Source organism: Moorena sp. SIOASIH, from assembly GCF_010671925.1.
GTDB lineage: Bacteria > Cyanobacteriota > Cyanobacteriia > Cyanobacteriales > Coleofasciculaceae > Moorena.
In genome coordinates, this window is record NZ_JAAHIH010000001.1 from 972,254 (window position 1) to 995,761 (window position 23,508).

Annotated in this window: 19 protein-coding genes; 10 read left to right on the top strand and 9 right to left on the bottom strand. The window is 42.9% G+C overall.

What is annotated here, in order from left to right; genetic code table 11:
• Positions 1-39: 39 nt before the first annotated feature.
• Positions 40-3,441: a CHAT domain-containing tetratricopeptide repeat protein gene (locus F6J90_RS04280; RefSeq protein ID WP_293091240.1), complete on the top strand. Its 3,402-nt coding sequence runs from the start codon at positions 40-42 to the stop codon at positions 3,439-3,441.
• A 151-nt stretch (positions 3,442-3,592) separates the two neighbouring features.
• Positions 3,593-4,105 carry a hypothetical protein gene (locus tag F6J90_RS04285; RefSeq protein ID WP_293091241.1) on the top strand — a complete coding sequence of 171 codons (513 nt, stop codon included), beginning with the start codon at positions 3,593-3,595 and terminating at the stop codon, positions 4,103-4,105.
• A gap of 299 nt (positions 4,106-4,404) precedes the next feature.
• Here the strand turns inward: F6J90_RS04285 and rppB are convergent, their stop codons facing one another.
• A complete protein-coding gene (gene rppB, locus F6J90_RS04290; RefSeq protein ID WP_293091242.1) occupies positions 4,405-5,796 on the bottom strand; it encodes a two-component system sensor histidine kinase RppB in 1,392 nt (463 codons plus the stop codon).
• Positions 5,796-6,491, bottom strand: coding sequence for a two-component system response regulator RppA (gene rppA / locus F6J90_RS04295; RefSeq protein ID WP_293091243.1), 696 nt, complete (start codon positions 6,489-6,491; stop codon positions 5,796-5,798). The genes rppB and rppA overlap by 1 nt, the downstream gene beginning before the upstream one ends.
• 484 nt (positions 6,492-6,975) lie before the next feature.
• On the opposite strand from rppA, the gene F6J90_RS04300 reads away from it, so the two are divergent.
• The 6 genes from F6J90_RS04300 to iscB all read left to right on the top strand — a co-directional run bounded on the left by F6J90_RS04300 (position 6,976) and on the right by iscB (position 15,752).
• A complete protein-coding gene (locus tag F6J90_RS04300) occupies positions 6,976-8,637 on the top strand; it encodes an efflux RND transporter periplasmic adaptor subunit (protein ID WP_293091244.1) in 1,662 nt (553 codons plus the stop codon).
• 26 nt (positions 8,638-8,663) lie between these two features.
• Positions 8,664-11,834, top strand: a complete 3,171-nt coding sequence (locus F6J90_RS04305; RefSeq protein ID WP_293091245.1) for an efflux RND transporter permease subunit — start codon at positions 8,664-8,666, stop codon at positions 11,832-11,834.
• Between the two features lie 201 nt (positions 11,835-12,035).
• Positions 12,036-12,509 (top strand): hypothetical protein, encoded by a 474-nt coding sequence (locus F6J90_RS04310; RefSeq protein WP_293091246.1) that lies wholly within the window; start codon positions 12,036-12,038, stop codon positions 12,507-12,509.
• Between the two features lie 31 nt (positions 12,510-12,540).
• On the top strand, positions 12,541-13,413 hold the full coding sequence (locus F6J90_RS04315; RefSeq protein WP_293091247.1) for a hypothetical protein: 873 nt from the start codon (positions 12,541-12,543) through the stop codon (positions 13,411-13,413).
• Positions 13,414-13,640: 227 nt separating this feature from the next.
• Positions 13,641-14,270 carry a nucleotide exchange factor GrpE gene (grpE, locus tag F6J90_RS04320; RefSeq protein WP_293091248.1) on the top strand — a complete coding sequence of 210 codons (630 nt, stop codon included), beginning with the start codon at positions 13,641-13,643 and terminating at the stop codon, positions 14,268-14,270.
• Positions 14,271-14,492: 222 nt separating this feature from the next.
• Positions 14,493-15,752, top strand: a complete 1,260-nt coding sequence (iscB, locus tag F6J90_RS04325; RefSeq protein WP_293091849.1) for an RNA-guided endonuclease IscB — start codon at positions 14,493-14,495, stop codon at positions 15,750-15,752.
• A 303-nt stretch (positions 15,753-16,055) separates the two neighbouring features.
• Here the strand turns inward: iscB and F6J90_RS04330 are convergent, their stop codons facing one another.
• The 6 genes from F6J90_RS04330 to F6J90_RS04355 all read right to left on the bottom strand — a co-directional run bounded on the left by F6J90_RS04330 (position 16,056) and on the right by F6J90_RS04355 (position 21,982).
• On the bottom strand, positions 16,056-16,751 hold the full coding sequence (locus F6J90_RS04330; protein WP_293091249.1) for a DevA family ABC transporter ATP-binding protein: 696 nt from the start codon (positions 16,749-16,751) through the stop codon (positions 16,056-16,058).
• Positions 16,752-17,089: 338 nt separating this feature from the next.
• Positions 17,090-18,238, bottom strand: coding sequence for an ABC transporter permease DevC (devC, locus tag F6J90_RS04335; protein ID WP_293091250.1), 1,149 nt, complete (start codon positions 18,236-18,238; stop codon positions 17,090-17,092).
• 174 nt (positions 18,239-18,412) lie between these two features.
• The gene (locus F6J90_RS04340; RefSeq protein WP_293091251.1) at positions 18,413-19,732 is read right to left on the bottom strand and encodes an ABC exporter membrane fusion protein; all 1,320 of its coding nucleotides are present in this window, start codon (positions 19,730-19,732) and stop codon (positions 18,413-18,415) included.
• A 146-nt stretch (positions 19,733-19,878) separates the two neighbouring features.
• Complete coding sequence (locus tag F6J90_RS04345; protein ID WP_293091252.1) at positions 19,879-20,406, bottom strand: MarR family transcriptional regulator; 528 nt, start codon at positions 20,404-20,406, stop codon at positions 19,879-19,881.
• A gap of 246 nt (positions 20,407-20,652) precedes the next feature.
• Positions 20,653-21,393 carry a phycocyanobilin:ferredoxin oxidoreductase gene (locus F6J90_RS04350; protein WP_293091253.1) on the bottom strand — a complete coding sequence of 247 codons (741 nt, stop codon included), beginning with the start codon at positions 21,391-21,393 and terminating at the stop codon, positions 20,653-20,655.
• A 289-nt stretch (positions 21,394-21,682) separates the two neighbouring features.
• Positions 21,683-21,982, bottom strand: a complete 300-nt coding sequence (locus tag F6J90_RS04355; RefSeq protein ID WP_293091254.1) for a hypothetical protein — start codon at positions 21,980-21,982, stop codon at positions 21,683-21,685.
• Between the two features lie 189 nt (positions 21,983-22,171).
• Here F6J90_RS04355 and F6J90_RS04360 point away from each other — a divergent pair, with 189 nt between their 5' ends.
• Both F6J90_RS04360 and F6J90_RS04365 read left to right on the top strand, forming a co-directional pair.
• Positions 22,172-22,354, top strand: a complete 183-nt coding sequence (locus F6J90_RS04360; RefSeq protein WP_293091255.1) for a twin-arginine translocase TatA/TatE family subunit — start codon at positions 22,172-22,174, stop codon at positions 22,352-22,354.
• Between the two features lie 88 nt (positions 22,355-22,442).
• Complete coding sequence (locus F6J90_RS04365) at positions 22,443-22,565, top strand: hypothetical protein (protein ID WP_293091256.1); 123 nt, start codon at positions 22,443-22,445, stop codon at positions 22,563-22,565.
• A gap of 25 nt (positions 22,566-22,590) precedes the next feature.
• Here the strand turns inward: F6J90_RS04365 and F6J90_RS04370 are convergent, their stop codons facing one another.
• On the bottom strand, positions 22,591-23,301 hold the full coding sequence (locus F6J90_RS04370) for a Crp/Fnr family transcriptional regulator (protein WP_293091257.1): 711 nt from the start codon (positions 23,299-23,301) through the stop codon (positions 22,591-22,593).
• Between the last annotated feature and the right edge of the window lie 207 nt (positions 23,302-23,508).

Sequence of the window (23,508 nt, forward strand, 5' to 3'; positions counted from 1 at the left end):
AGTGACTGATAAATGTGACTCAGACCCAGTAATTAAATTATGGATGAACAATCTAGTAAAGCTTATTTAAAATTAATCAATGCTTTACTTACCTGCTCTAGTGGTAAAGAATCAGAAATTTTGAGAGCTAATCAAGAGTTGATAGATAAAAAATTGATACTCACAATGGTAATAGTGTCCGAAACACTTGCAGAACAGGGTGATCGTACAGCGGCTGATTGGTTGCAAAACCTAGCAGAGCAATTAGCTGAAGCGCTGGGAGGATTAGAGCAGTTTAAAAGTCAGACAAATAAAAAAAGTAACTCAGCAGCATTGTCTATTTCTGAAGTCTATGTTGAGTTTTTGATGGAGGTATTACAGGCGACTGCGGAGAGCCAGGGTAATCATCAGGTGGTCTATCCATTACTACAAGCAAATCTGGACAAACTAGATGATAACTTAACTCAAATTTTGAGAGTCTGGTTTGAGGGAATACTATCGGAAAACCAGCCAGACCAGGCACAAAATATCGCCGTTATAGTTAGTGATTTCAGTAACTTGATTAAACAGTTTCCGCTAGGGAGTAGAGCAATCAATCTGGAGATTGCAATCACTGGATTTGAAATTGGATTAACGACCTTCACCCGCGAAGCCTTTCCAGAGGAGTGGGGCATAATCCAAAATAATCTGGGCAATGGATATAAAGACCGGATTTTGGGAAATAGAGCTGAGAATCTGGAGCAAGCCATTGCTTGCTATCAAAATGCTTTACGAGTATACACCTGTAATGAATTTCCACAGCTATGGGCTGCTACTCAAAACAATTTAGCAAATGCCTATAGTGATCGCATTTACAAAGAAAGGACTGACAATTTGGAACAAGCCATTGGTTGCTATCAAAATGCTTTGCGGGTTTATACTCGCGAGGCATTTCCTCAACAGTGGTCTACAATCAACAATAACTTAGGTGCGGTCTACAGCAAACGCATTCGCGGTGATCAAGCTGATAACCTGGAAATAGCACTCCAAGCCTACCATCGTGCTTTGGAAGTCCGCACTAGAGAGGCTTTTCCGATGGATTGGGCTGCGACTAAAAGTAATCTGGCAACTGCCTATAGCGATCGCATTCGTGGAAACAGAGCTGACAATCTTGAACTTGCCATTGCCTGCTATCAAAATGCTCTAGAGGTTTATACTCGTTTAGCATTTCCCCAGGCTTGGGCAATGACCCAAAACAACCTAGCAGTTGCTTACCGGGAGCGTATTCGAGGTGACAAAGCAACAAACCTGGAAATGTCGATTCAGGCTTACTATAGTGCTTTGGAAGTCCGCACTAGAGAGGCTTTTCCAATTGATTGGGCTGCTACTCAAAGTAATCTGGCCATTGCCTATAGCGATCGCATTCGTGGAAACAGAGCTGACAATCTTGAACTTGCTATTGCCTGCAGCCAAAGTGCCTTACAGGTTTACACCCGCGAGGCATTCCCAGAACAATGGGCTAGGACTCAGAGTAATTTAGCTACTGCTTATCGCGAGTTGGGACAGATTGCCAAGGCACTTACTTGCTATAAAAATGCTTTAGAGGTTTTTTTCCCTACAGCTTTTCCAGTAGACTGCCTTAGGGTTGGACGGAATTTAGGCGATACAGCTTTTGCTGCTGGCTTCTGGACAGAAGCCATTGAAGGGTATGATATTGCTATTGAAGCGGTCGAGCAAAGCCGTACCTGGGCTAGTACTGAGGCAAGGCGTGAAGAGATTCTCTCAGCAGCGATAGATGTTTACGGCAACATGGTGCAAGCCTGCATCAATAGCGAACAGTTTGACCGGGCTCTTGAATACGTCGAGCGCAGCAAAGCTCGTAACCTTGTGGAAATACTGGTCACTAAAAACCTTTACCCCAAAGGCAACATTCCCAAAACTGTCCTCAAAGAGCTAGATCGCCTGCGCCGGGAAATTGTCGGGGAACAGCGTAGGCTTAAGATCGAAGAAAGCATTAGATCTACAGATGGTAGTTTTGATCCCTCTATTGATATAAAGCAAAACCGCATTAAATTAGAGCAACTGATCAGACAACTAGATCAGTTAATCAAGCACGATATTCACCCCATCGATCCTGCCTTTAACTTTACTCAAAAAGTTGAACCAATCTCCTTTAAACAGATTCAGCAATTGCTGCCCGATCAGCAAACTGCTCTGATTGAGTGGTATGTCACAAGCGAGACATTTTTAACTTTCATTATCACATCCAGCAGCCATATGCCCATGGTCTGGCAAGCCTCCCCAGAAGACCTACAAACCTTGTTAGATTGGACTAGTAGCTATCTCAGTTCCTACTATGATAATAGGCAAAAATGGCGACATGAATTAGATGATCGTTTACGGCAACTTGCTGATCTTCTAAACCTCAACCATTTACTCTCTCTCATTCCCATAGACTGCGAGAGACTGATTTTAATCCCCCATCGCTTTCTCCATATGTTTCCCCTCCACGCCCTAGAGATAGCAGGTCAAAATGCAAAAGTCAACAGTCAGAATAGCGCTACTGAATTACTTAATAATTTGACTCTCGGAGAATCTCTGGCAATATCTACTCAGCTTAGGGAAGAAAATACCAAAAGAGAATTGCCTCTGGCAAAAGATGACATTGTTGAGCAAAAACGTCAAAATTGCCTGTTAGACCTCTACCCTGGTGGAGTAAGTTATGCTCCCAGCTGCAAGCTATTGCAAACTGTAGAGGCAACACATACCTCACCTCAACAGCATAATTTTGATCGTCTGTTCACTGTCCAAAATCCCACTGATGACCTAGACTTCACTGACCTTGAAGTAACCGCTATTAGTTCCTACTTTGACCATGCTTATATCTTGGCTAAACAAGCTGCTACTAAAGCTGCTACTAAAGAGGCATTGAATCAGGAAAATGCTCTACAGAATGCTAACTGTGTTCACTTCTCTTGCCATGGTTACTTCAACTTAGCTTCACCTCTAGAATCAGGGCTTAGATTAGCAAATGATGAACACTTAACTTTGGGGGAAATATTTGAATTTAACTTACCAAAATGCCGCTTGGTTACTCTCTCAGCTTGTGAGACAGGATTGACAGACATTACTAGTCTCAGTGACGAGTACACAAGTTTACCCAGTGGCTTTCTCTATGCAGGAAGTTCCAATGTCGTTAGCAGTCTCTGGGCAGTGAATGACCTTCCCACAACATTTCTGATGATCAAGTTTTATGAAAATCTCAAACATAAAACATCAGCCAATATAGCACTCAGCCAAGCTCAACTTTGGCTCCGAGATACCACTCTCTACGAACTGGAGGAGTGGATTGAGCAGAGGCAGTTACCTTTTGATCACAAGTTAAGGAAACTTTGGTCGCAATGGTTTAATCAAGTTCAAGGTAGTGACAAACCTTTTGCACACCCATTCTACTGGGCTGCTTTTACATGTCAAGGATTGTAATTATTTTATCTATCACTTGTAGAATATCGGGATTATTTGCCTATACGTCATTGTAGGAATATAGAGCAATTTTAATGATTAAAAAATATTGTTATAATAAAAATATAACAAATAATAATTATGAAAACTATAAAAAATAATAATAATAAAAATGAATATAACTTTAAATAGACCCAATTTGCAAATATTTATTAGTAGTATTAGTATTTTGAGTTCACTAATTACAGTATTCTATTTAGTGAACGATTTTCTTCTACCGAAGCCAGAAATAAATCCCGTTTCCCAAGAGTGGGTTGCTACTAAAATTATAAATACCGATACCAATTTTTATGAAAATTATAAAAAGGCAGGAACCTATGAAGTTTGGACTGACAGACAAGCAAATACTCACCATTTCTCCTTGATCAATATAGATGAAGGTGCAAAGAAAAATTCCTCGGATTTTCAGGGAGTATTAAAAGAATTGGAAAAATCTGGTCAACCTGTCTGCCTTGGGCTTACAGGTAAGAGAAGCTGGAGCAAATCTGAGCGAAAGAATATCGTTGAAATCAGAGTATTTCCTGAGCAATCTAAGTACGATCAATTAGGACAAGCTAAGGGTGATACACTGTGTGAGCAAAAACCAGGAGAGGTAATAATTGAAGCAAGAAGCGACACGCAATGATATAGCGCTACGCGCAAGGCAAGAGGCAAGAGGCAAGAGGCAAAAGTTCACTAAAAGAGCGTTTCAGCTTGTATCAATGTCCTAACCTTAATACGTAGTGCTATATAAGATGCGTTGGGTGCATCTCAATGCATGCTGTTTGACCCGGTGGGTGGAACGGGCATCTTGCCCGTTACAATCGGGCAGCAACCTAACCCGGGCGTTGAGGCGGAAAATGAGGGTGAGCGCCCCTAAGGCACCCTACTGGACTTTCTTCCTTTATCTTTCATACTTCAGCCTTTAGCTAAACTTGTCATAACTTAGGAATTGGACTGAAAAAAAACTTGAGCGCTAAAGTGTTCCTGATCAAAGGAATTAACTGCCTTGGGTAATCGAAGAGTAAACCTACTACCAACACCTCGTTCGCTGTATACTTGTAAGCTACCGTGGTGTGCTTGAGCGATCGCATTAGCAATTGCCAGTCCTAATCCGGAACCTCCTGTGTGACGAGAGCGATCGCAATTTACCCGATAAAAGCGATCAAAAATTCGCCCTTGGTCTTCTTGGGCAATACCAATCCCCGTATCTTCTACCTGGATCACCGCGTGTTGGTCGCTCTTGTCTAAAATAACAGTTACTTTACCACCCACAGGGGTGTATTGGATACCATTAATAATTAAATTAGAAACTAGGCGATAAAGCTGCTCAGAATCACCCACAACTTCCAGAGGAGTTTGCACTCGCACCGAAGATGTCAGTGTAATTTCGGAAGCGATTGCCAAGGCTGCTAATTCCTCAACTAAATCGCTAACCAGGTCATTGAGACAGCATGTCTGGTGAGCCACAGAAGGTTGTCTATCTAAGCGAGACAACAACAACAAATCGGCAACTAACTGACTCAGCCGCTGATTTTGACGTTCAACAATTTCCAGAATGTTTCGTGCTTCTTGTTGATCCAAGCTAGGCATCAAAAGCCCCGATTCAACAGTTGCCAGTGTAGCCGCTATCGGTGTCCGTAGCTCGTGGGCAGCATCGGCGGTAAACTGTTGAATCTGTCTGTAGGATTGGTAAATAGGTTCCATTGCCAACCCTGCTAACCACCAACTGCCACTGCCGACTAAGATCATGGCCATTGGCAGCCCTAATGCCAAGATTAATTTTACCGTATTGAGGTAGTCGTTGAGGTCTTGTAGAGAGTGCCCCACCTGCAAATACCCCCAATCCCGCTGATCTTGAGTATGTAGCGATAGAGAAATTTGGTGATAGGAGTTGCCCTTACCATCGGAAATGGTTTGCCAAGGTGCTTGATTAAACACGTGGGGTAATCCCTCTGGGTAACTTCCTGCAACGGCAATTAAACGTCCTGAGGTATCAAATAGGCGGATGTAGTAGTGACCTTGGCTAAGAGCACTGAGGATGTGGCGTTGGGAACTCACCAGTGGTTTAGAACAGTTCACTCCAACGATACACAGATTCGGTAAAAGTTCCCCAATTATCGGCTCTACCTGTCCCGGTTCCTTGAGCTTCCATTCGAGACTATCATGGAGTGTCCCCGCAACGGATTTTAACTCCCGGTCTGAAGTGACTAAATGGGTATGAACGATCGCTCTGTAAACACCAAATCCCAACAGGCTCAAAATAAACCCCATGACGATGGCATAGGAAAGTGCTAATTTCCCACGAGTCTGGTTAAATAGCTTATTTCGATTCATTATTTTTTCAAATTGAGACAATACCCCAAACCATGCACAGTTTCAATGGGAATGCTGGAGTTGATTGATTCGAGTTTCCGACGTAGCAAGCGCATTTGAGCCGCCACTACGTTACTAATCGGTTCTGCACTAACTTCCCAAAGCTGATTGCGAATTTGGTTGGTGGTCATCACCTGATTGGGATGCTTCATGAAATACTCTAAGAGCTGGAATTCTTTATTTGTTAGTGGAATCTCGAGTTTCTCACTGTTAGCAGCAAGACGATAAACCGTTCGGTTACCATAGTCTAAAATAAGCTCACCCACCTGAAGTTGTTGGGGCTGGAGTACCGGTGTTCGCCGGTGCAAGGCTCTAACTCTTGCTAGCAACTCTGCCATTCGGAAGGGTTTGACTAAATAGTCATCGGCTCCCGTATCCAAACCCATCACTCTATCTTCCAAGCGGTCTTTTGCCGTTAGCATCAAAATAGGTAAGGGATTATTACGATAGCGTAACTGACGCAGTAACTCTAGTCCCGATAGCCCTGGCAGCAACCAGTCGAAGATAGCTAGGGTATATTGGGTTTCGTGGTTGTTTAAATAACCCCAAGCGTCAGTGCCGTTAACAACCAAGTCCACCACGTACTTCTCTATATTCAACGCTCGCTTAATTGCAGCACCCAAATCTGGCTCATCTTCAACTAGCAGTACTCTCATCTGTCTTTTCCCGCTGGATACTTTGTCTATAGTAGCGATATGCGGGAAAGAAAGCGGGGCAGGGTGTAACTTTACAGAGGATAAATTGGCTTAAAGCTGCACAAACCTATAGCCAATTTATCTAATAGCAAAGATAACTTCGGAGCAGGGATTAGCGAGTAGCAATTATATAATATGGCCTCAAAAATTATAACAATTTATACATAAATTATAAAGCATAAATTCTAAAAAATAGAATGAAATTGTGACAGTAATTAACAAATTTTAACAAATCAATTTCCTACTCTCAGAAGCTGAAGGCTTACCAAAGTCCTAACAAAAATAATTTCATTGATACCTAACATTTCATCCTGATTTCATATTTGCTTGTGATACTGAATCAATACGACAGCAAATGACCATCCAGCCACGTTAGGTGTCTGGGTGGAGGCTATGGTGACTACTTGCACCCTCTGCTGAGCATAAAAAGCACTGATCCAAAATTATGCATAAGACAGAAACAATCCTGGCTTCAACGTTTACTTTTTTGCTGCTGATAGCGATCGCACCAGTTGCTGTTTTCGCCCATGCCGGGCATGGTAATGAGTTCCAAAGCGGAACCGAAGCCACCAGCAATCCGGAAGGAATTGAGGTAGATGCCACCACCGCTAGTCAAATTGGGATTAAACTCCAATCCGTCTCTAGGCAGTTTTTGGATATTGGTATTAAAACCACTGGGCAAATTGAAACCCAGCCCAACCAACAGGCGCAAGTAACAGCGCCGATTCCCGGTACAGTTGCTAAACTTTTGGTCAAACCAGGTCAGAGGGTCAAAAAAGGTCAAGCGGTTGCTGTCATCTCTAGCTTGGAGTTAATTGAATTGCGGGTTGAGTCTCTCGACAGACTGACTGAAGCTAAGGCAACATTGGGAGAAGCTGAGGCAAATCTGGAACTAGCTCGGGAAAATTTAGAACGTCAGCGTCAAATTGCTGCTGCTGAAATCGATGAAGCTGAAACTCAGCTAGCAGTAGCCCAAGAAGAGTACGATAAAGACCTAGCATTAGCAATCGAAGGTGCTCTGGCTCGACGTCAGATGCTAGAGTCGAAAACTAAACTAGCAGAGGCTAAAACGTTACTGAAAAGAGCATTTAGCCGTCGGGAAGTTCTGGAAGCAGAAGCGGAACTAAAACGGGCTCAAACAGCGGTTAAGGCTGCCAAATCTCGGGTTCAACTGAGCGATACTACCTACAAAACCCGACTGCAACAACTTAGTAATTCTGCTAATAACCAAGGAAGGGTAACGGTGCTTGCTCCAATTTCCGGTACAGTAGCGCAATGGCAAGTAACCTTGGGTGAATCCTTTGAAGACGCAGGTGGGCAACTGATGACGATTGTTAACAATAATCAAGTCTGGGCAACTGCTAATATTTATGAAAAAGACTTATACAAGGTAAAAATAGGTCAGAAGGTCAGATTAGAAGTTTCTAGTCTGCCTAATCAGACTTTTACAGGTCAAGTTACCCAAATCGACCCGATAGTAGCAGGTCAGACACGAGTAGTGCCAGTGAGGGTAAGGTTGGATAATCCTGGAGGGCAACTAAAACCAGGAATGTTTGCTCAATTAAAGATTTTCACTGATAAAACCAATGTAGCTACTTTAGCGATTCCTCAAGATGCTTTGGTGGATGCTAATGGTAAACAACTGATTTATGTAGAAAATGGTAAGAACTTCTATGAACCTGTAGAACTTGCTCTTGGTTCAACTTTTGGGGATTTGGTGGAAGTCAAGAATGGTTTATTTGAAGGTGACCAGATTGTGGCTCAAGGGGGGGTGATGTTGTATGCCCAATCCTTAAGGGGTGGCTCTAAAGCTGATCACCATGAACATGAGCAAGAAGAACATAATCATGAGGCAACATCCACTAACCTTAATGTTGCTAGCCTACCCTGGTGGTGGGTTTTGCCTGTAGGAGGGGTAATTACAGCTGGTGCTTTTATGCTTGGACAGCGCACTGCTTCACAATCAAGACCAGCACCTATAGAAATTTCAGATGAACCGACCAATAATAACTATCATTCCACTGCTGATGTAAAAGGAAATGGTCAGAGCAATGGGGATGGCTATTTAGATTCCGCGATTCCTAATCGTTTCGCAAACAAGCAATAATCAGCAAGGCTGTAGGTAAGACCAAAATGCTTAACTCGATCCTGAAGTGGTCTATTGCTCGACGTTGGCTAGTTGTAATTGGCGCTATCATCGTCACAGTTTGGGGATTTCGCATTGTTTCCCAAATGCCCTTAGATGTATTTCCCAACTTTGCTCCTCCCCAAGTTGAAATTCAAACGGAAGCACCGGGATTGGCTCCAGAAGAAGTGGAATCTTTAGTCACAATGCCTGTCGAAAGTGCGATCAATGGCATTCCTGGATTGACTACAGTACGCTCTTCTTCGGGAGTGGGCATTTCGGTAGTAAAAGTTATTTTTAAATGGGATACTAATATTTATCAAGCTCGCCAGTTAGTAACTGAACGGTTACAACAAGCTGCTGCCAGATTACCGGAAGGAGTAGAATCACCGCAAATTTCTCCCCTTTCCTCGCCCATTGGTACCATTCTTTCCTACGCTTTTACCATTGACGAAGATGTAGAGACGGGAGATGTCCCCTCTAAAATTGACCTAATGGCTGTGCGTCGATTGGTTGACCGAGATATTACCAACCAATTATTGGCAGTAGCGGGGGTAACTCAGGTAATTGCCTATGGGGGAGATGTGCGTCAGTATCAGGTACTGGTTGACCCTGCCAAGTTAACCGCTTTTGATGTTTCCTTAGCAGAAGTTACCCAAGCAGCAGCAGCAGCAAATACTAATGCAGCGGGTGGCTTTCTGATTAGTCCAGACAAGGAACTATTAATTCGAGGCATTGGACGAGTTGAGTCAATCGAGGATTTAGAACAATCGGTGGTAGTGGCACGTAATGGCACACCAGTGCTGCTTTCTGATCTCGCTGATGTCCGCATTGGTGCTGCCTTGAAGCGGGGTGATGGTAGCTTGGATGGGAAAAAAGCGATTGTGGTGCTAGTTAACAAACAGCCCCTCGCTGATACTCCTACTGTTACTAAAGCCGTAGAAGCAGCAATGGAGGAAATTAAAGCGGGTTTGCCTAATAATGTCAAGGTTACTGTTACCTTCCGCCAATCCGATTTTATTGATGCCTCAATTAAAAATGTCAGGAATGCTTTGCGCGATGGCATCATTATTGTTTCTATTATTTTGTTTCTGTTCTTGATGAACTGGCGCAGTGCCATTATTACCCTAAGCGCCATTCCTCTGTCTTTGTTGATTGGGATGATGCTACTCAATCTCTTTGGTTTGGGAATTAATACCATGACTTTGGGAGGACTAGCTGTAGCAATTGGGTCAGTGGTAGATGACTCAATTGTAGACATGGAAAATTGCTACCGGGGATTACGAAAAAATCAGCAAGCAGGAAATCCTATCAACCCTTTACAGGTGGTTTATAACACCTCAGTGGAAGTGCGAGTTAGTGTGCTGTTTTCTACAGTAATTATTGCTGTAGTCTTCGCACCAATTTTTACCCTTACTGGTGTTGAAGGTCGTATCTTTGCACCGATGGGAGTAGCCTATCTAGTGTCAATTTTCGCCTCTACATTTGTAGCCTTGACTCTGAGTCCAGCTTTGTGTGCTTTCTTGCTTGCTACTGTACAGTTACCGGAAGAAGAAACTTGGGTAGCACGGTTTTCTAAAAAACTATATCAGCCATTAATTCGATTTTCTCTTCATGCTCCCAGTCTAGTTTTGCTAACAGCAGTAGCCGGGTTTGTGGCTTCTCTAATTATTTTTACCTCTCTAGGACGAGTCTTCTTACCAGAGTTTCAGGAGCGATCGCTTGTGAATGCTTTCACTCTCTATCCCGGTGTCTCTCTGGAAATGACGAATCGGGTTGGTTCAGCCATGCAACTAGCTCTCAAAGATGACCCCCGGTTTGAGTCAGTGCAGTTACGTTCAGGGCGTGCTCCCGGTGATGCTGATGCTGGTAGTGTTACTCTGGGCCATTTGGATGTGGAAATTTCAGAGGAGGGGATGAAAGACCGAAAAGCAACGATTGAGAAACTCCGTGAGGAATTTGCTAAGTTACCGGGGGTAGCTCCCAGTATTGGTGGTTTTATTTCCCACCGCATGGATGAAGTCCTCTCAGGAGTCAGGAGTGCGATCGCAGTAAAAATTTTTGGTCCGGAACTTTCGGAATTACGAACTATTGGTGCTCAAGTTCGAGATGCCATGCAAGATATTCCTGGTGTGGTTGATCTAATTCTTGAACCCCAAATTCCGATCAAACAGGTGCAAATTACGTTTGACCGGGCTGCTGCTGCCCGTTATGGTCTTAGTGTTGGTCAGCTTTCAGAAATTGTTGAAACTGCTCTCAATGGTAGAGTTGTCTCGCAAGTACTCGAAGAGCAACAGTTATTTGATTTAGTAGTGTGGTTGAAAGCCGAATACCGCAATAATCTTAATACCATTAGCAACCTGCTAGTTGACACTCCCACGGGCACTAAAATTCCTCTTGCCCAAGTTGCTCAGATTAGTTATGGTAAGGGACCCAACACAATCAACCGCGAAAATGTTTCTCGCCTGATTGTGGTTTCAGCTAATGTTGCTGATCGAGATTTAGGTAGTGTAGTTGAAGAGATTCAAGCCACAGTCAAGGATAAAGTACAATTACCTTCCGGCTACTTTATCCAATATGGAGGACAGTTTGAATCAGAACAACGAGCATCTCAAAATTTACTAGTATTCGGTACTCTGGCACTGATTGTGATTGCTATTTTAATGTACTTTGCTGTCAAGTCAATTTCAGCAACAGTAATGATTATGCTCAATCTGCCTCTAGCATTAACTGGCGGAATTTTTTCCGTTGCCCTCGGTGGTGGTATTCTCTCTGTTGCTTCCATGGTAGGGTTTATCACTCTCTTTGGTGTTGCTACCCGCAATGGTTTACTTCTGGTAGATAATTACAATAATAAATTTGCTCAGGGAATGCCTTTAAAGCAAGTAATTATTGAAGGTTCAACGGAACGATTAGTGGCAATTTTAATGACAGCGTTGACTTCAGCGTTAGGAATGGTTCCTCTCGTAATTGGCACGGGGGCAGGGAAAGAAATTTTACAGCCATTAGCAATAGTTGTTTTGGGAGGGTTGTTTACGTCTACAGCTTTAACCTTATTGGTATTACCAGCTCTGTATGCTCAGTTTGGTCGCTTTTTCATATCTAAACCCATAAATTCTGGGATTTCACCTGAAGAATTAAATTCATCTTTTAAACGGGGTTCAGTGGTGGGTAAATAGGTAAGCTATCAGCCATCAGCTATCAGCGGTCAGCTTAGTCAGTGTCAACTGTTTTACTGGTTATCTAGCAATTCTCTTTCCCATCAGGTACAAAGGGATCCCCCTAAATCCCCCTTAAAAAGGGGGACTTTGAGGTTTATAAGTGTACCTCATAGATGCAATAAACGCTATAAACTAAATTAGTTTGAAAGGAGTAAAAGTATGGGTTCATGGTTGCAGTCAAGTTTAATTGTTATCTCTAGTGTGGGATTGATATTTATAGCCTCCTGCGGCAATACTACGAAAGAGACTACTCAAACTACCTCTTCAGAAACTGTCACCAAAACTGAGAAGGTTGATTCCTCTCCCCATGATCACAATCACTCCCAAGGTGGTCAAGTGATTGAATCTGGTTCTTATCATTTAGAGTTGTTACCTATCGTAGAAAAACAGGGAATTCACTTAGACTTTTTCCTACAACAGGGTGAGGAACACAAAAGTGTATCTAATGCCAAAGTCAAGGCTCAAATCCAGTTACCAAATGGTGAGCAAAAGAATCTGGATTTCAGCTATGACCAGGCTGGTAAACATTACGCCGCTTTTTTACCTGGGAAAGCTACTGGGGAATATAAGGTTGTCATTCAAACTGACATTAACGGGGAAAAAGTCAACGGTCGCTTTTCATTTAAACAATAAATCTTGAATAAATATTGTGGGTAAATAGATCATGAATCGTTTGGTTAGCGCATTACTAGTTAGTTCTACTTTGTTTCTGGCTCAAAGTTGTTCAACACCAGTGCAATCTGGAGATGCATCTGTTGAGGGAGATAAACACCATGGTCACCATAATCACAATGAGCATGGTCATCACCATGGTAGCCATGGTCACGGAAATAAACCATCAGTAAAGACTAAAGCTATACTAACGACTCCCTCAACAATTACTTTAGATAAACCAAATAATTTGGTAATTGATATTCAAGACTCTGAGGGAAATGCTGTTCCTGATTTTGAGGTTTTCCAAGAAAAAATAATGCATTTAATTGTAGTCAGTGATGATCTTGATTTTTACGATCATATTCATCCTGATTACAAAGGGAATGGAAGGTTTGAAGTTGAAGCTAATTTTCCTAAACCTGGTAATTACACTCTTTTTAGCGATTACAAACCAACCGGAAACCCAGAGCGAGTGTCGGTGCTAAAAGTAAAAGCACCAGGCACTAGTTCATCTCTAAATGATAGAGAAATTAAAAATACTAAAGTCTTTGGCAAGACCAAGGTTGAGCTGAGTTTTGATAAACCCAAAGTTCAGGCTAATGAAGAAGTGATGATTAGCTTTAATTTAAAGGATGCTGCTAATAATAATCCGGTTAATGATTTACAACCTTATTTGGGAGAAGTTGGTCATTTAGTAATTGTTAAAAAATCAGAATCTATAACAGCATCTGATTACATTCATGCTCACGCACTTCCAGGTAAAACTACTGAACCGATACGTTTTGCTACCCAATTTCCTGAAACAGGCACATATAAAGTGTGGGGTCAATTTAAGCGTAATGGTGAGATTGTAACCGCTGATTTCTGGGTCAATGCACTTTGAGTAAATATCTCATTTGGTAAGCACTCAGCAGTTGGCCGTAAGCATTCAGCAGTTGGCAGTCAGCATTCAGCAGTCAGCAGTCAGCAGTCAGCCGTTGGCTGATAGCTGATAGCTGATCGGACTTACCAATAATCACAATCAGGGATATCATAATTACTCTACTGGAGTTGATCAGATTTGCGGAATCTTCTCCTGTTATCCTTTATCCTTGATACGTCAGCCTGGAAATGACCGAGTCTTCCTATCCCAATTACAGTGAACAGTTGCGACAACTTATGGCACAAGTGGGTATTCCTAGTTTTAAGCAACTCAGTCGCAGGGCTGATGTTTCCGAGTTGCAACTGAGGCGTTTGCGGAAAGGTCAGGTGTCCCAGATGCAGCTAAAAACGCTGCTGAAACTTGCTCAAGCGTTGCAGGTGTCGGTGAATCAGTTACTGGTTATGTTTTTGCCAGATTCTGTTTCTACCTTACAGGAGGAAGACTCAACATTAAAGCAGGAGTACCAGCGTCTGGAACAGCAGTTGGAACAGCAGCGCGAGACTTTAATGCAAGAGTTTCAGCAATCTAGTTTACAAGTGCTAGAATCCTGGCTAGTGCAATGGCCCACTGCTGCTTATGCGGCACAACAGAATGAGCAGTTACCAGCAGTGAGATTATTGCCCCTGGTAAAGCCAGTGGAACAGTTGCTAGAAAAATGGGGTGTGGAAGCGATCGCATCTGTGGGTGAAGAACTCCCTTACGATCCACAAAAACACCAACTCATGTCAGGCACTGCTCAACCAGGTGATACGGTTAGGGTACGTTACACTGGTTACCGCATTGGTGATAAGTTGCTGCATCGTGCTAAAGTCACCTAGTGTAAGCCTTGGCAATTCCCGGTAATCTCCGTAATTGCCCACTAGGTTGCAGACTCAGGATGATTTGCTTCCTACGTTGCTTTGGTTATGACACCTAGGAGTGAACTCCAGCCCCTAGCTCTGTCGCCAATCATTAAGACAAAGGCAAAACGTGTGGTTGGCAAAACACAAGCCATAGCAACATTGTCGAGGAACACATTACCAATTTTGAGGCATTTAACAATGCAAAATTATGTCTTTGTTGTTGACACAAATAAACAACCATTGAATCCTATATCACCGAAGAAAGCACGGCGATTACTAGACAAAGGTAAGGCGGCGGTTTTCAGAATGTACCCGTTCACGATCATCTTGAAGACTGCGGTTGATAATCCCACCATCTCACCCTGCCAAATCAAGATTGATCCTGGCAGTAAGGTGACTGGATTTGCCTTAGTCCAAAACCACCAAGTTATTTGGGGAATGGAATTAGAACACAGAGGAGGGTTGATCAAGAAAAAACTAGAGTCTAGAAGAGCAGTGAGGCGTGGAAGACGCAATCGTAATACCCGCTACAGAAAACCCAGATTCCTTAACCGTAGGCGTCCAGGAGGTTGGCTTGCCCCTAGTTTAGAGCACCGGGTTTTGACTATTGAGACTTGGGTAAAACGATTAACTAAGTTTTGCCCGGTTGATGAGATTTGGATCGAAAGAGTTAAGTTTAATACCCAAAAAATACAAAACCCTGAAATTAATGGTGTTGAGTACCAACAAGGCGAATTAGCTGGGTATGAGGTCAGAGAGTACTTATTAGAGAAATGGGGAAGGGAATGCACTTACTGCGGCAAGAAATCCGTACCATTACAAATTGAGCACATTCGCCCAAAATCTAAAGGGGGGAGCGATAGGGTAAGCAACCTTTGTTTAGCTTGCGAGAAATGTAATCAACGAAAAGGAAACAAACCTATAGAGGAATTTATCAAAAAAAAGCCAAACTTATTGCAAAAAATTAAAACCAAAGCCAAACAACCACTATTGGATGCAGCGGCAGTAAATACGACTCGCAACAAGTTAGTAAAAGTGCTCCAGAGAATCAAGCCTGTAATTACTGGAACCGGAGCGCAGACCAAGTATAACCGGACTAAATTAGGTTTTCCTAAGGAACATTGGATTGATGCTGCCTGTGTCGGTAATATTGAGACATTGGTCTTGAAAACCTCTCAACCACTGTTAGTCACTTGCAAGGGGCAGGGGGGTAGACAAAAAGCAGTACTTAACAAGCACGGTTACCCGATTAGACACAATCCATTAAGACCGATCAAGGGTTGGTGTAGTGGAGACATAGCCAAAAACCTCCTGACCGGAAAGTTTGGGAGAGTTAACCCTAGGAGCAAAAGCAACTCTTTCAATTACACAGTCCCAAGAAAAAAGGCAATAAGCTTACACGTTAAGAACTTGACCAGGGTTCACAGAAAAGATGGGTACACTTACGGTTTTTGCTAATAAATACCAGGAACTGCCTGGAAATAGTCGTCCTATTACTTACAGTTAATATAGCAAAGGTAACAGGGAGTAGGGAGTAGGGAGTAGGGAGTAAAGAATAAAAATTATCACATAATTCAATTTAGTCATTATAAAATTGTTAATTGCTATTTTATATTTTCGATTAACAATTTTATATTTTATATTTGTCAGCCGTTTACCTTAAGCTGATGTGAATTTAAATTGGTTATTACCTGTTCCCTGTTCCCTGTTCCCTGTTCCCTTTGACTAATTTTAGATATCCCAATCTAAATGCTGAACAGCTTAATTAACTGCTTTGATACCATTAAGATGCCCATCTTCCATATTAACAATCCGGTCAGCAATATCGAGAATTCGATTGTCGTGAGTAACGAGTAAAATAGTACATCCCTGTTCTTTTGCTAACTGCTGCATTAAATCCACCACTTCACGACCGGATTTACTGTCTAGGGCTGCTGTTGGTTCATCGGCTAAGAGTATCTTGGGATTACCCACTAAAGCACGAGCGATCGCAACTCGTTGTTTTTGTCCTCCAGAAAGTTTATCTGGGTAGTAATTCACCCACTTACCTAACCCCACTGCTTCCAATATAGCTACTGATTTAGTCATAGCATCTTTAGTGGAAAGTTCTGGGTGTAGTTCTGCTGACATTTGCACATTTTGGCGAGCTGTTAAACTCTTGAGTAAGTTATGAGCCTGGAAAATATAGCCAATATGACGCCGCACTGCTATCAAATGACGTTTATTGGCTCCTAGCAGTTGCTGTCCTAGGATTTTGAGACTACCAGCTTGAGGCGATCGCAATCCTCCGATTAGGGTTAGTAATGTGGTCTTACCCGATCCAGAAGGACCAGTCATCAACACAATTTCTCCTTGGTGGATGTCTAGGTCAATATCAAACAAAACCTGTTTCCGTAGGAAACCCTTACCAAAGTAATGGTTGAGATGCTTAATGGATACAACTGGTTCGTCCACCATGACAGTTTTCGTTCCTACCTAGTTATTAGTTATTGATTATAGTTTTAGGGTAAGCATTCAGCCGTCAGCTGTCAGCTGTCAGCCTAATGCTTAAAATAAACCTCGAATGGGAGAATTTAATAGTTCGAGATTTTATCGAATTGAAATTCTGGGGAAAAGCCCTTGGCCTGTGGCCGCGCTACTTGAGGTGCAGATGTAACTCAGATTAAACGAATGCTTACCTCTTTTATTCAAAAGCTGTTCGCAAAGCGTGCGCATCGCCCATAAGTTGATAGCTGATAGCTGATAGCTGATAGCTGATAGCTGATAGCTGATAGCTGATAGCTGATAGCTTACATTTAAAAAATATCAGCGGGATCGGCTGCTTGGAGTTTCCCGATCGCGATCGCACCGGAAATACAACACATGATAATCGTCAGAATCAACACTGTCAGTGCCCTAGCTAGACTCATAGCTATGGGTAAACTGGTAGCATTTTTAGTTAAACTATACAACCCTAATGCCAGTCCATATCCGGGAAAATAACCTAAAATTGCCAGAATCAGAGCTTCTTGAAAAACAACAATCAATAGGTAGGTGGTTTTATAACCCATGGCTTTGAGGGTAGCATACTCAGGTAAATGATCCGCGACATCAGTATATAGAATTTGATAAACAATCACTGTACCCACGATAAATCCCATCGCGCTACCGAGGGTAAAAATAAAGCCAATAGCTGTACTGCTTTGCCAGTAAGCTTTCTCCCAATTAACAAACTCTTCCTTGGATAAAACTCTAACATCCTTGGAAAGTTCGCGCCTCATCTTCTCTACAACTGTCTCCAAATCTAACCCTGGTTCTAATTCAATCAAACCGATATCAATCAGTCCTCTATGGCGGTCAGGGAAAAGGCGGAAAAAGTTTAAATCACTGGTGATCACATTTCCATCTGCTGCAAAGGAAGCCCCTAGGGTGAATAAGCCTCCTACTCGAATGCGACGTTCTTTGACTTCAGTGGTTATCTCTTTGCCCTGATTAAACTCTTCAGCAATAGGACCATATTCAGGTCTGGATCTGTCATCGAACAAAACTACATCCGGCATTTTAATCGTATCCAGATTGCTGGTTACTCCAGATAAATTGAAGACGTTGTCAGTAGGATTAAACCCAATCACAAGTACATTACGACTTTCACGGGTTTGAGGATTTTTCCAGAGGGCAAAGTCCATATATATCCCACTAATTGATTTGACCCCATCAAATGCAATACTTTGATACAACCTGCGACTAGGAAAACTTTTCATAGCGAGTGTTGCCTGGGACTGGGGACTAATCAAAAAAATGTCACCTTGTAAGCTATTATGTAGTGTCACATTACTTTCAAACAGGGCATCCCGAAAACCCATTTGCATAAACATTAAAATATCGGCAAAAGCAATTCCTGCCAGTGCCACCAGCAAACGCATTTTTTCATGGGTCAATTGTAACCATGCTAAAGGTATTTTCATGATTAATATTTACTGGTTAATTACTATTTTTTAATTCAAAATCAAAAATTAAAAATTAAAAATTAATAGCCTTATACTTTGTAAGTGTTTCCACCGGATACAAGCCCACGAATTAATTTATAGGTTAGTTTTGAATTTTGAATTGATAATTTTTAATTGGAGCAAAGCGATTGACTAATCACTAATCACTATTTTTACGATGACTTGGGAGTTAGTTAAATCAGCAACTGTTTTGCTGTCTTCCGGATTGAGACGAATATCTACTTCGACAACTCTGGCATCTACGTCAGCGGCTGGATCAGTGTCAAGAACATCCTGTTTGTCAATTTGTTGCCCAATTCTAACTACACTGCCATTGAGTTTATCCTCAAATGCCTTGCTTTCACTAATAATTGTTACTTTCTGTCCTAGCTTGACTTTACCAATATCACTTTCGTAGACTTCAGCAACAACCATCATTTGGTCAGTTTGCCCTAGTTCCACAATTCCCTTTTCTTGATCTACGGTTTCTCCTGGATAAGTGTTAATTTTCAAAATTTGACTATCTAGTGGAGAATGCACGTAAGCAAATTTTAATTCTGCTTCGGCTTGCTTGACTTGTGCCATAGCCATTTCTAGCTCCGCTTCAGCCTGTCTAATATCTACTAGACGTACTTCTTTTATCTCTTCGAGGGTAGCTTTGGCTTCGTTAATCTGTGCTTCTACCACAGCTAGGGTTTGGTTGCGGTTGACAATAGCTTCTTTGAGTTGTTCCCTGAGGGTGCTTATAGTTTGGGTGCGGTTGGCTATGGCTTCACTCACGCTCTCTTGGGCGGTTTCTACGTTTAGGCGGCGGCTGTCCAATTCGGAAATTGCGATCGCACCGTCTCGTTCTAACTGGTCATAGCGCTGAAAATCTGCTTGCACATTCCTTAACTGAGCCTTTAATCGCCTGACTGTGGCATCTTTTTCTTGTTGTGTTTCTTGCAGCTGAGTCTGTAAACGGTCAATGCGAGTTTGTAGCGCCTCCTTCTGCCCCCGATACTCTGCCTCTAGTCGTTTAATCTTAGCCTCCTGAGCAGCAATGGTTCCACTTTTAGCACCGGCTTTGACTTTCTCCAAGTTCGCACGGCTTACTTTAACCTCCGCTTTCGCCCGTTCTAAATCCGCTTGTAAGCGATCGCGATTTTCCATGATGGCAATCAATTGATTGGCACCTACTTTATCCCCTTCCTTAACCAGTAACTGAGCCACCCTTGGTGCTTGAAAAGTTGTTGGAGCAGCTAATTGAATAACTTCCCCCTCAGGTTCGAGACGTCCTAGAGCAGTTACAGCTCGGATAGCTGGGGTTGTACTGGGGGATGGCACTGGTTCTGGTGGGCGCTCACGGACCATTTCCAAACTGTATCGGCTAGCGACCACAGTTGCCAGAATCCCAACACCAGCCAGTACAATCACCCAACGGCTTAGGGGCTTTGATAATCCCTGATCTTTTATGCCAATCTTTGGCTCCATGACTCCTCCGGTTAAATCAACCTCTGTCGGTTATATGAGTCATAACCATTTCTTGTGTGCCATATTATATGGCTCCTTACTATTTAATCTATCATAAAGTTAATAATATATGAGCACCGCTAACAGATTTTTTGAGAAGTCCCTCATTACTGGGTCAGCTGAAATTCAGCAGAGTGCATAGCAGGGGTTCCCGCTCGCAACTTTGCTAAAAGTTTAACGAAGGTTTTCTTTTCTGCACCAGTCAGGTGAGCCATCAAACCTGTCACCCGATTAAAGTGGTCGGGAAGCATTTGCTTCAAGAACTGCCAACCCTTTGGAGTCAGCTGAACCATCAGCATCCGTCGGTCATCTGGGTGCGGCTGGCGTTTAACTAACCCTTGACGTTCGAGACCATCGAGCAGACCTGTGATCGTCCCACGAGTAACACCAGCCTGTTGAGCACATTCGGAAGGAGTCAAGCCTAACGAACCCGCCTTGTGTAATAGCATGAGTACAGTAAACTTACCGATTGATAACTCGTAGCGACCCAAATGAGTCTCAATCGCTTCGTAGATTTCAGTGGTAGTTTTCAGGAACGACAGACAAGTAAACACTGATGCTATATCTAGCTCAGGGTACTGTCTCGCCACATTTAGCAGTTCCTGCTCTGAGGGAAGGTCACGTTTAGTGAACATAGTCTATCCCCTTAAAAAAGTTTGCCGACTTATTATTATCGTGCCTTACTATAGTATTTCTCAAATAGGTGAGGTATACAAGTTGTGGATTTAAGGGAACAGGGAATAGGGAATAGGGAATAGGGAACAGGGAACAGGGAACAGGAAAAAAATCCTGTTTACCTCATTAATATGAGAAACGCTATCATCCATTGCTCCATCCCTAAACTAATCAGCAAACTAATCAGCTTTACGATTGATTAAGTATCAAGATCCTGGCAAGTCAAATAACACCGAAGTCATATAGTTCTCTGCCCATTCAACACCAAACGCTTTTTCAAGCACCCGCCGGGTTTTGTCATTCTGCCGCTGCTTGCTGCAATAATAGTGTTGACTAGCAATAATTTCTGCTTGCTTTTCTCTAGAGACCGGTAGCGCATTAGCAGCATGGGCACAGTGAATCTGTAATAAATCATCCACCCATGCCAGGAACTGTGCTTCTTCTTCTGGACCATTGGGACGCACAAAAATGCAAAATTCTGAAAAAATGTCTGCCCAAGGTGGTAAGTCACGGGGCTGTTTAAACTCAGGTTTTGGTAGGTTCTCTAAAGAACAGTGATAGGCTTCTGGTAAGGTACGTTTAGGGTTGAGTGGAGAAAGGTCTGCGATCGCAGCACTAATTTGTCCTCTAGCTGCCACCACATCACAGCCAAACATGGGCAAAGCATAGTCTGGACGAGGAAACATTACACAGTGTAAAATATCCAACATCTCACCTACTTTTGCCAATTCCAGGTGCATTTTCCGAAACTGAGGTGTCTGATAGCAATGGTTTTCGATAGTCAGTTTCTCTCCCTCAAGCCGTCCTTGTACGTAGCCTAACTCGGCTGGTAAATGATAAGGAGAAAGGTCGAAGTAGCGCCGCCAGTTCGACTCTATACAGTCTGCCAGCTTAGCGCACAGAGGGTTTTGTTGGGTTCTTAGGGATGGCGTGGAAGTGGTTGACATTCCTTAACACTTAAAGGCTATGGGTAAAATTGAGGCAACAGGCTTGCAGACCAAAGGGTTGGATGGTGTTTCCCCCCATTATCCCCTTTAACAAGAGGGGTAGGAAAAAGACAAAAGGCATACAAGACTTGAAGTATCAACCATTGCATTGATTGTCACCTTTGCCAATGGTATATTTTTATACTTAATCTTTCATCCTTCATCCTTCGACCTCTATCTTCTCACCTTATCGGTGACCATCAATTGGAGCAAGACATCCTAAGTATGGACCTCGGATAAGCTTAGGATATCAGCTTGCCATGGGCAATCCTTTAGCGCTACACAAAACTTTGTTACTGCTGGGATGGGATAAAGGATTTTGTTTGCGATCGCATCGAATTCCGACCATGTAGCATCGACTAGGGGTGCATTGCTGAATCTTCGGATGAATGTGAGTGGGGTGGCATCCTGCCCGCCCGAAAATGACTACTTTGATTACTGCTGGGATTGCATGTAGGATTTTGTTTGCGATCGCATGGAATTCCTTCCTAGTAGCATGGACTAGCGGGGCATTGCTGAGGGGCGGGATGAATGTGAGTGGGGTGGGCATCCTGCCCGCCCGAAAATGACTACTTTGAGTGGGCGACCGAGATTTCCCTAGGTTGATTGTGCGCCTAGTAAAACCATAGAGTAGATTAGCTAGACAATTTTTTTGCTTGGCCGTGAAGTAGGATGGGCTAAGTGCTATAAAGCAGTTCAAGGTTAATTAAAAGTTAAAAGGAGTTTGGAGGAAATTGCTATGTTTGGTTTAGGATGGCCCGAAGTGATGATTATTGGTGTTGTGGCAGTTGTGATTTTTGGACCGAAGAAAATTCCTGAAATCGGCAGCGCCCTAGGGAAAACCCTCAGAGGCTTCAAAGACGAGATGAATAATCCGACATCAGAAGCTGAGGAGTCACAAACTCAGCAGAAAGATTCATAATTAACAAAACTTTCGACGGTGCATTCATCCCACGCTGACCATTTTTGAATGGTCGCGAAGCGATTGACGTTAGGGTTCAGATCTGGCTATGGAAGGCGTTGTCAGCTATAACAATGCCTGCATTAGAGGGTTTCTCATAGTAACGAAGTACACAGGATTTTTTCCCGATTCCCGACTCCCGATTCCCGATTCCCGATTCCCCAATCCCTAGTCTTTTCATCCTTCGTTGTCCGCGATTAGCCCGAAGGGCTACGCTTCGCGAACGCATCTAACTGCTGCCAGTCATTGATAATAATTTTGCCTCCCCGCTTGTAGGTAACCACTGAATTGATCGAATTTATCTTTTTGAACAAACGCACGCATTCTTCATAGGTTATACCTATACTGCGAGCAATTTGATAGTACGGAAGGTTGACATTTAAGGAGTCTCCCTGAGCAACAGACTGAGTTCCATAGCGAGTTGCATAGTATTGCAGCAGACGCACCAGTCGTACAATTGCCCTTTCAGAAATTAGCCCATGTACGGTGTTATGAATTTGTTGCAAGCGTTGATTAAAGACTTCCAGGATTCGCAACGCCACTTCTGGGGTCTGGCGAATAGTCTCTAACAGCGCCTCTCGTTCTATGGTTAGCACTCGGGAGTCCACCTGACAAATAACTGTTGCGGGAGCAATACCATTACCAAAAATTGCCGGAGCCGCAAAAATATCCCCCTCAGGGATGATGCGCAAAAGGCTTTCTTTACCACTCGTCCCGGTTTTTTTAATTTGCAGAGTTCCCTTGATTAAGGCATAGAGTTGGCAGGGCAGGCGATCGCCCTCGTAGATCACAATCTCATCCCGCAAATAAGTCCTTACTTTGGTATAAGGCTGAAGATTCTCTAGCGCTGAAGTTTCTAGGTCCTTAAGCACCCAGACTTGAGCTAATTGTTCAATCGATGAGACCATGCCTAGTAGTCCTTTGAGAGTGTTTGATAGTTATGATCAACAATTTACTTCGTTTATGAGCTAGCTCAAGGACAGCCCTAACTATTTCTGTCACAGTAAAAGTAACAACGAGTTCAGAGATATAGCAGAAGTCAGAAGTCAGAAGTCAGAAGTCAGAAGTCAGAAGTCAAACTCTTGCGCTTACTTAGGTTTGAGACTTTTGTCATG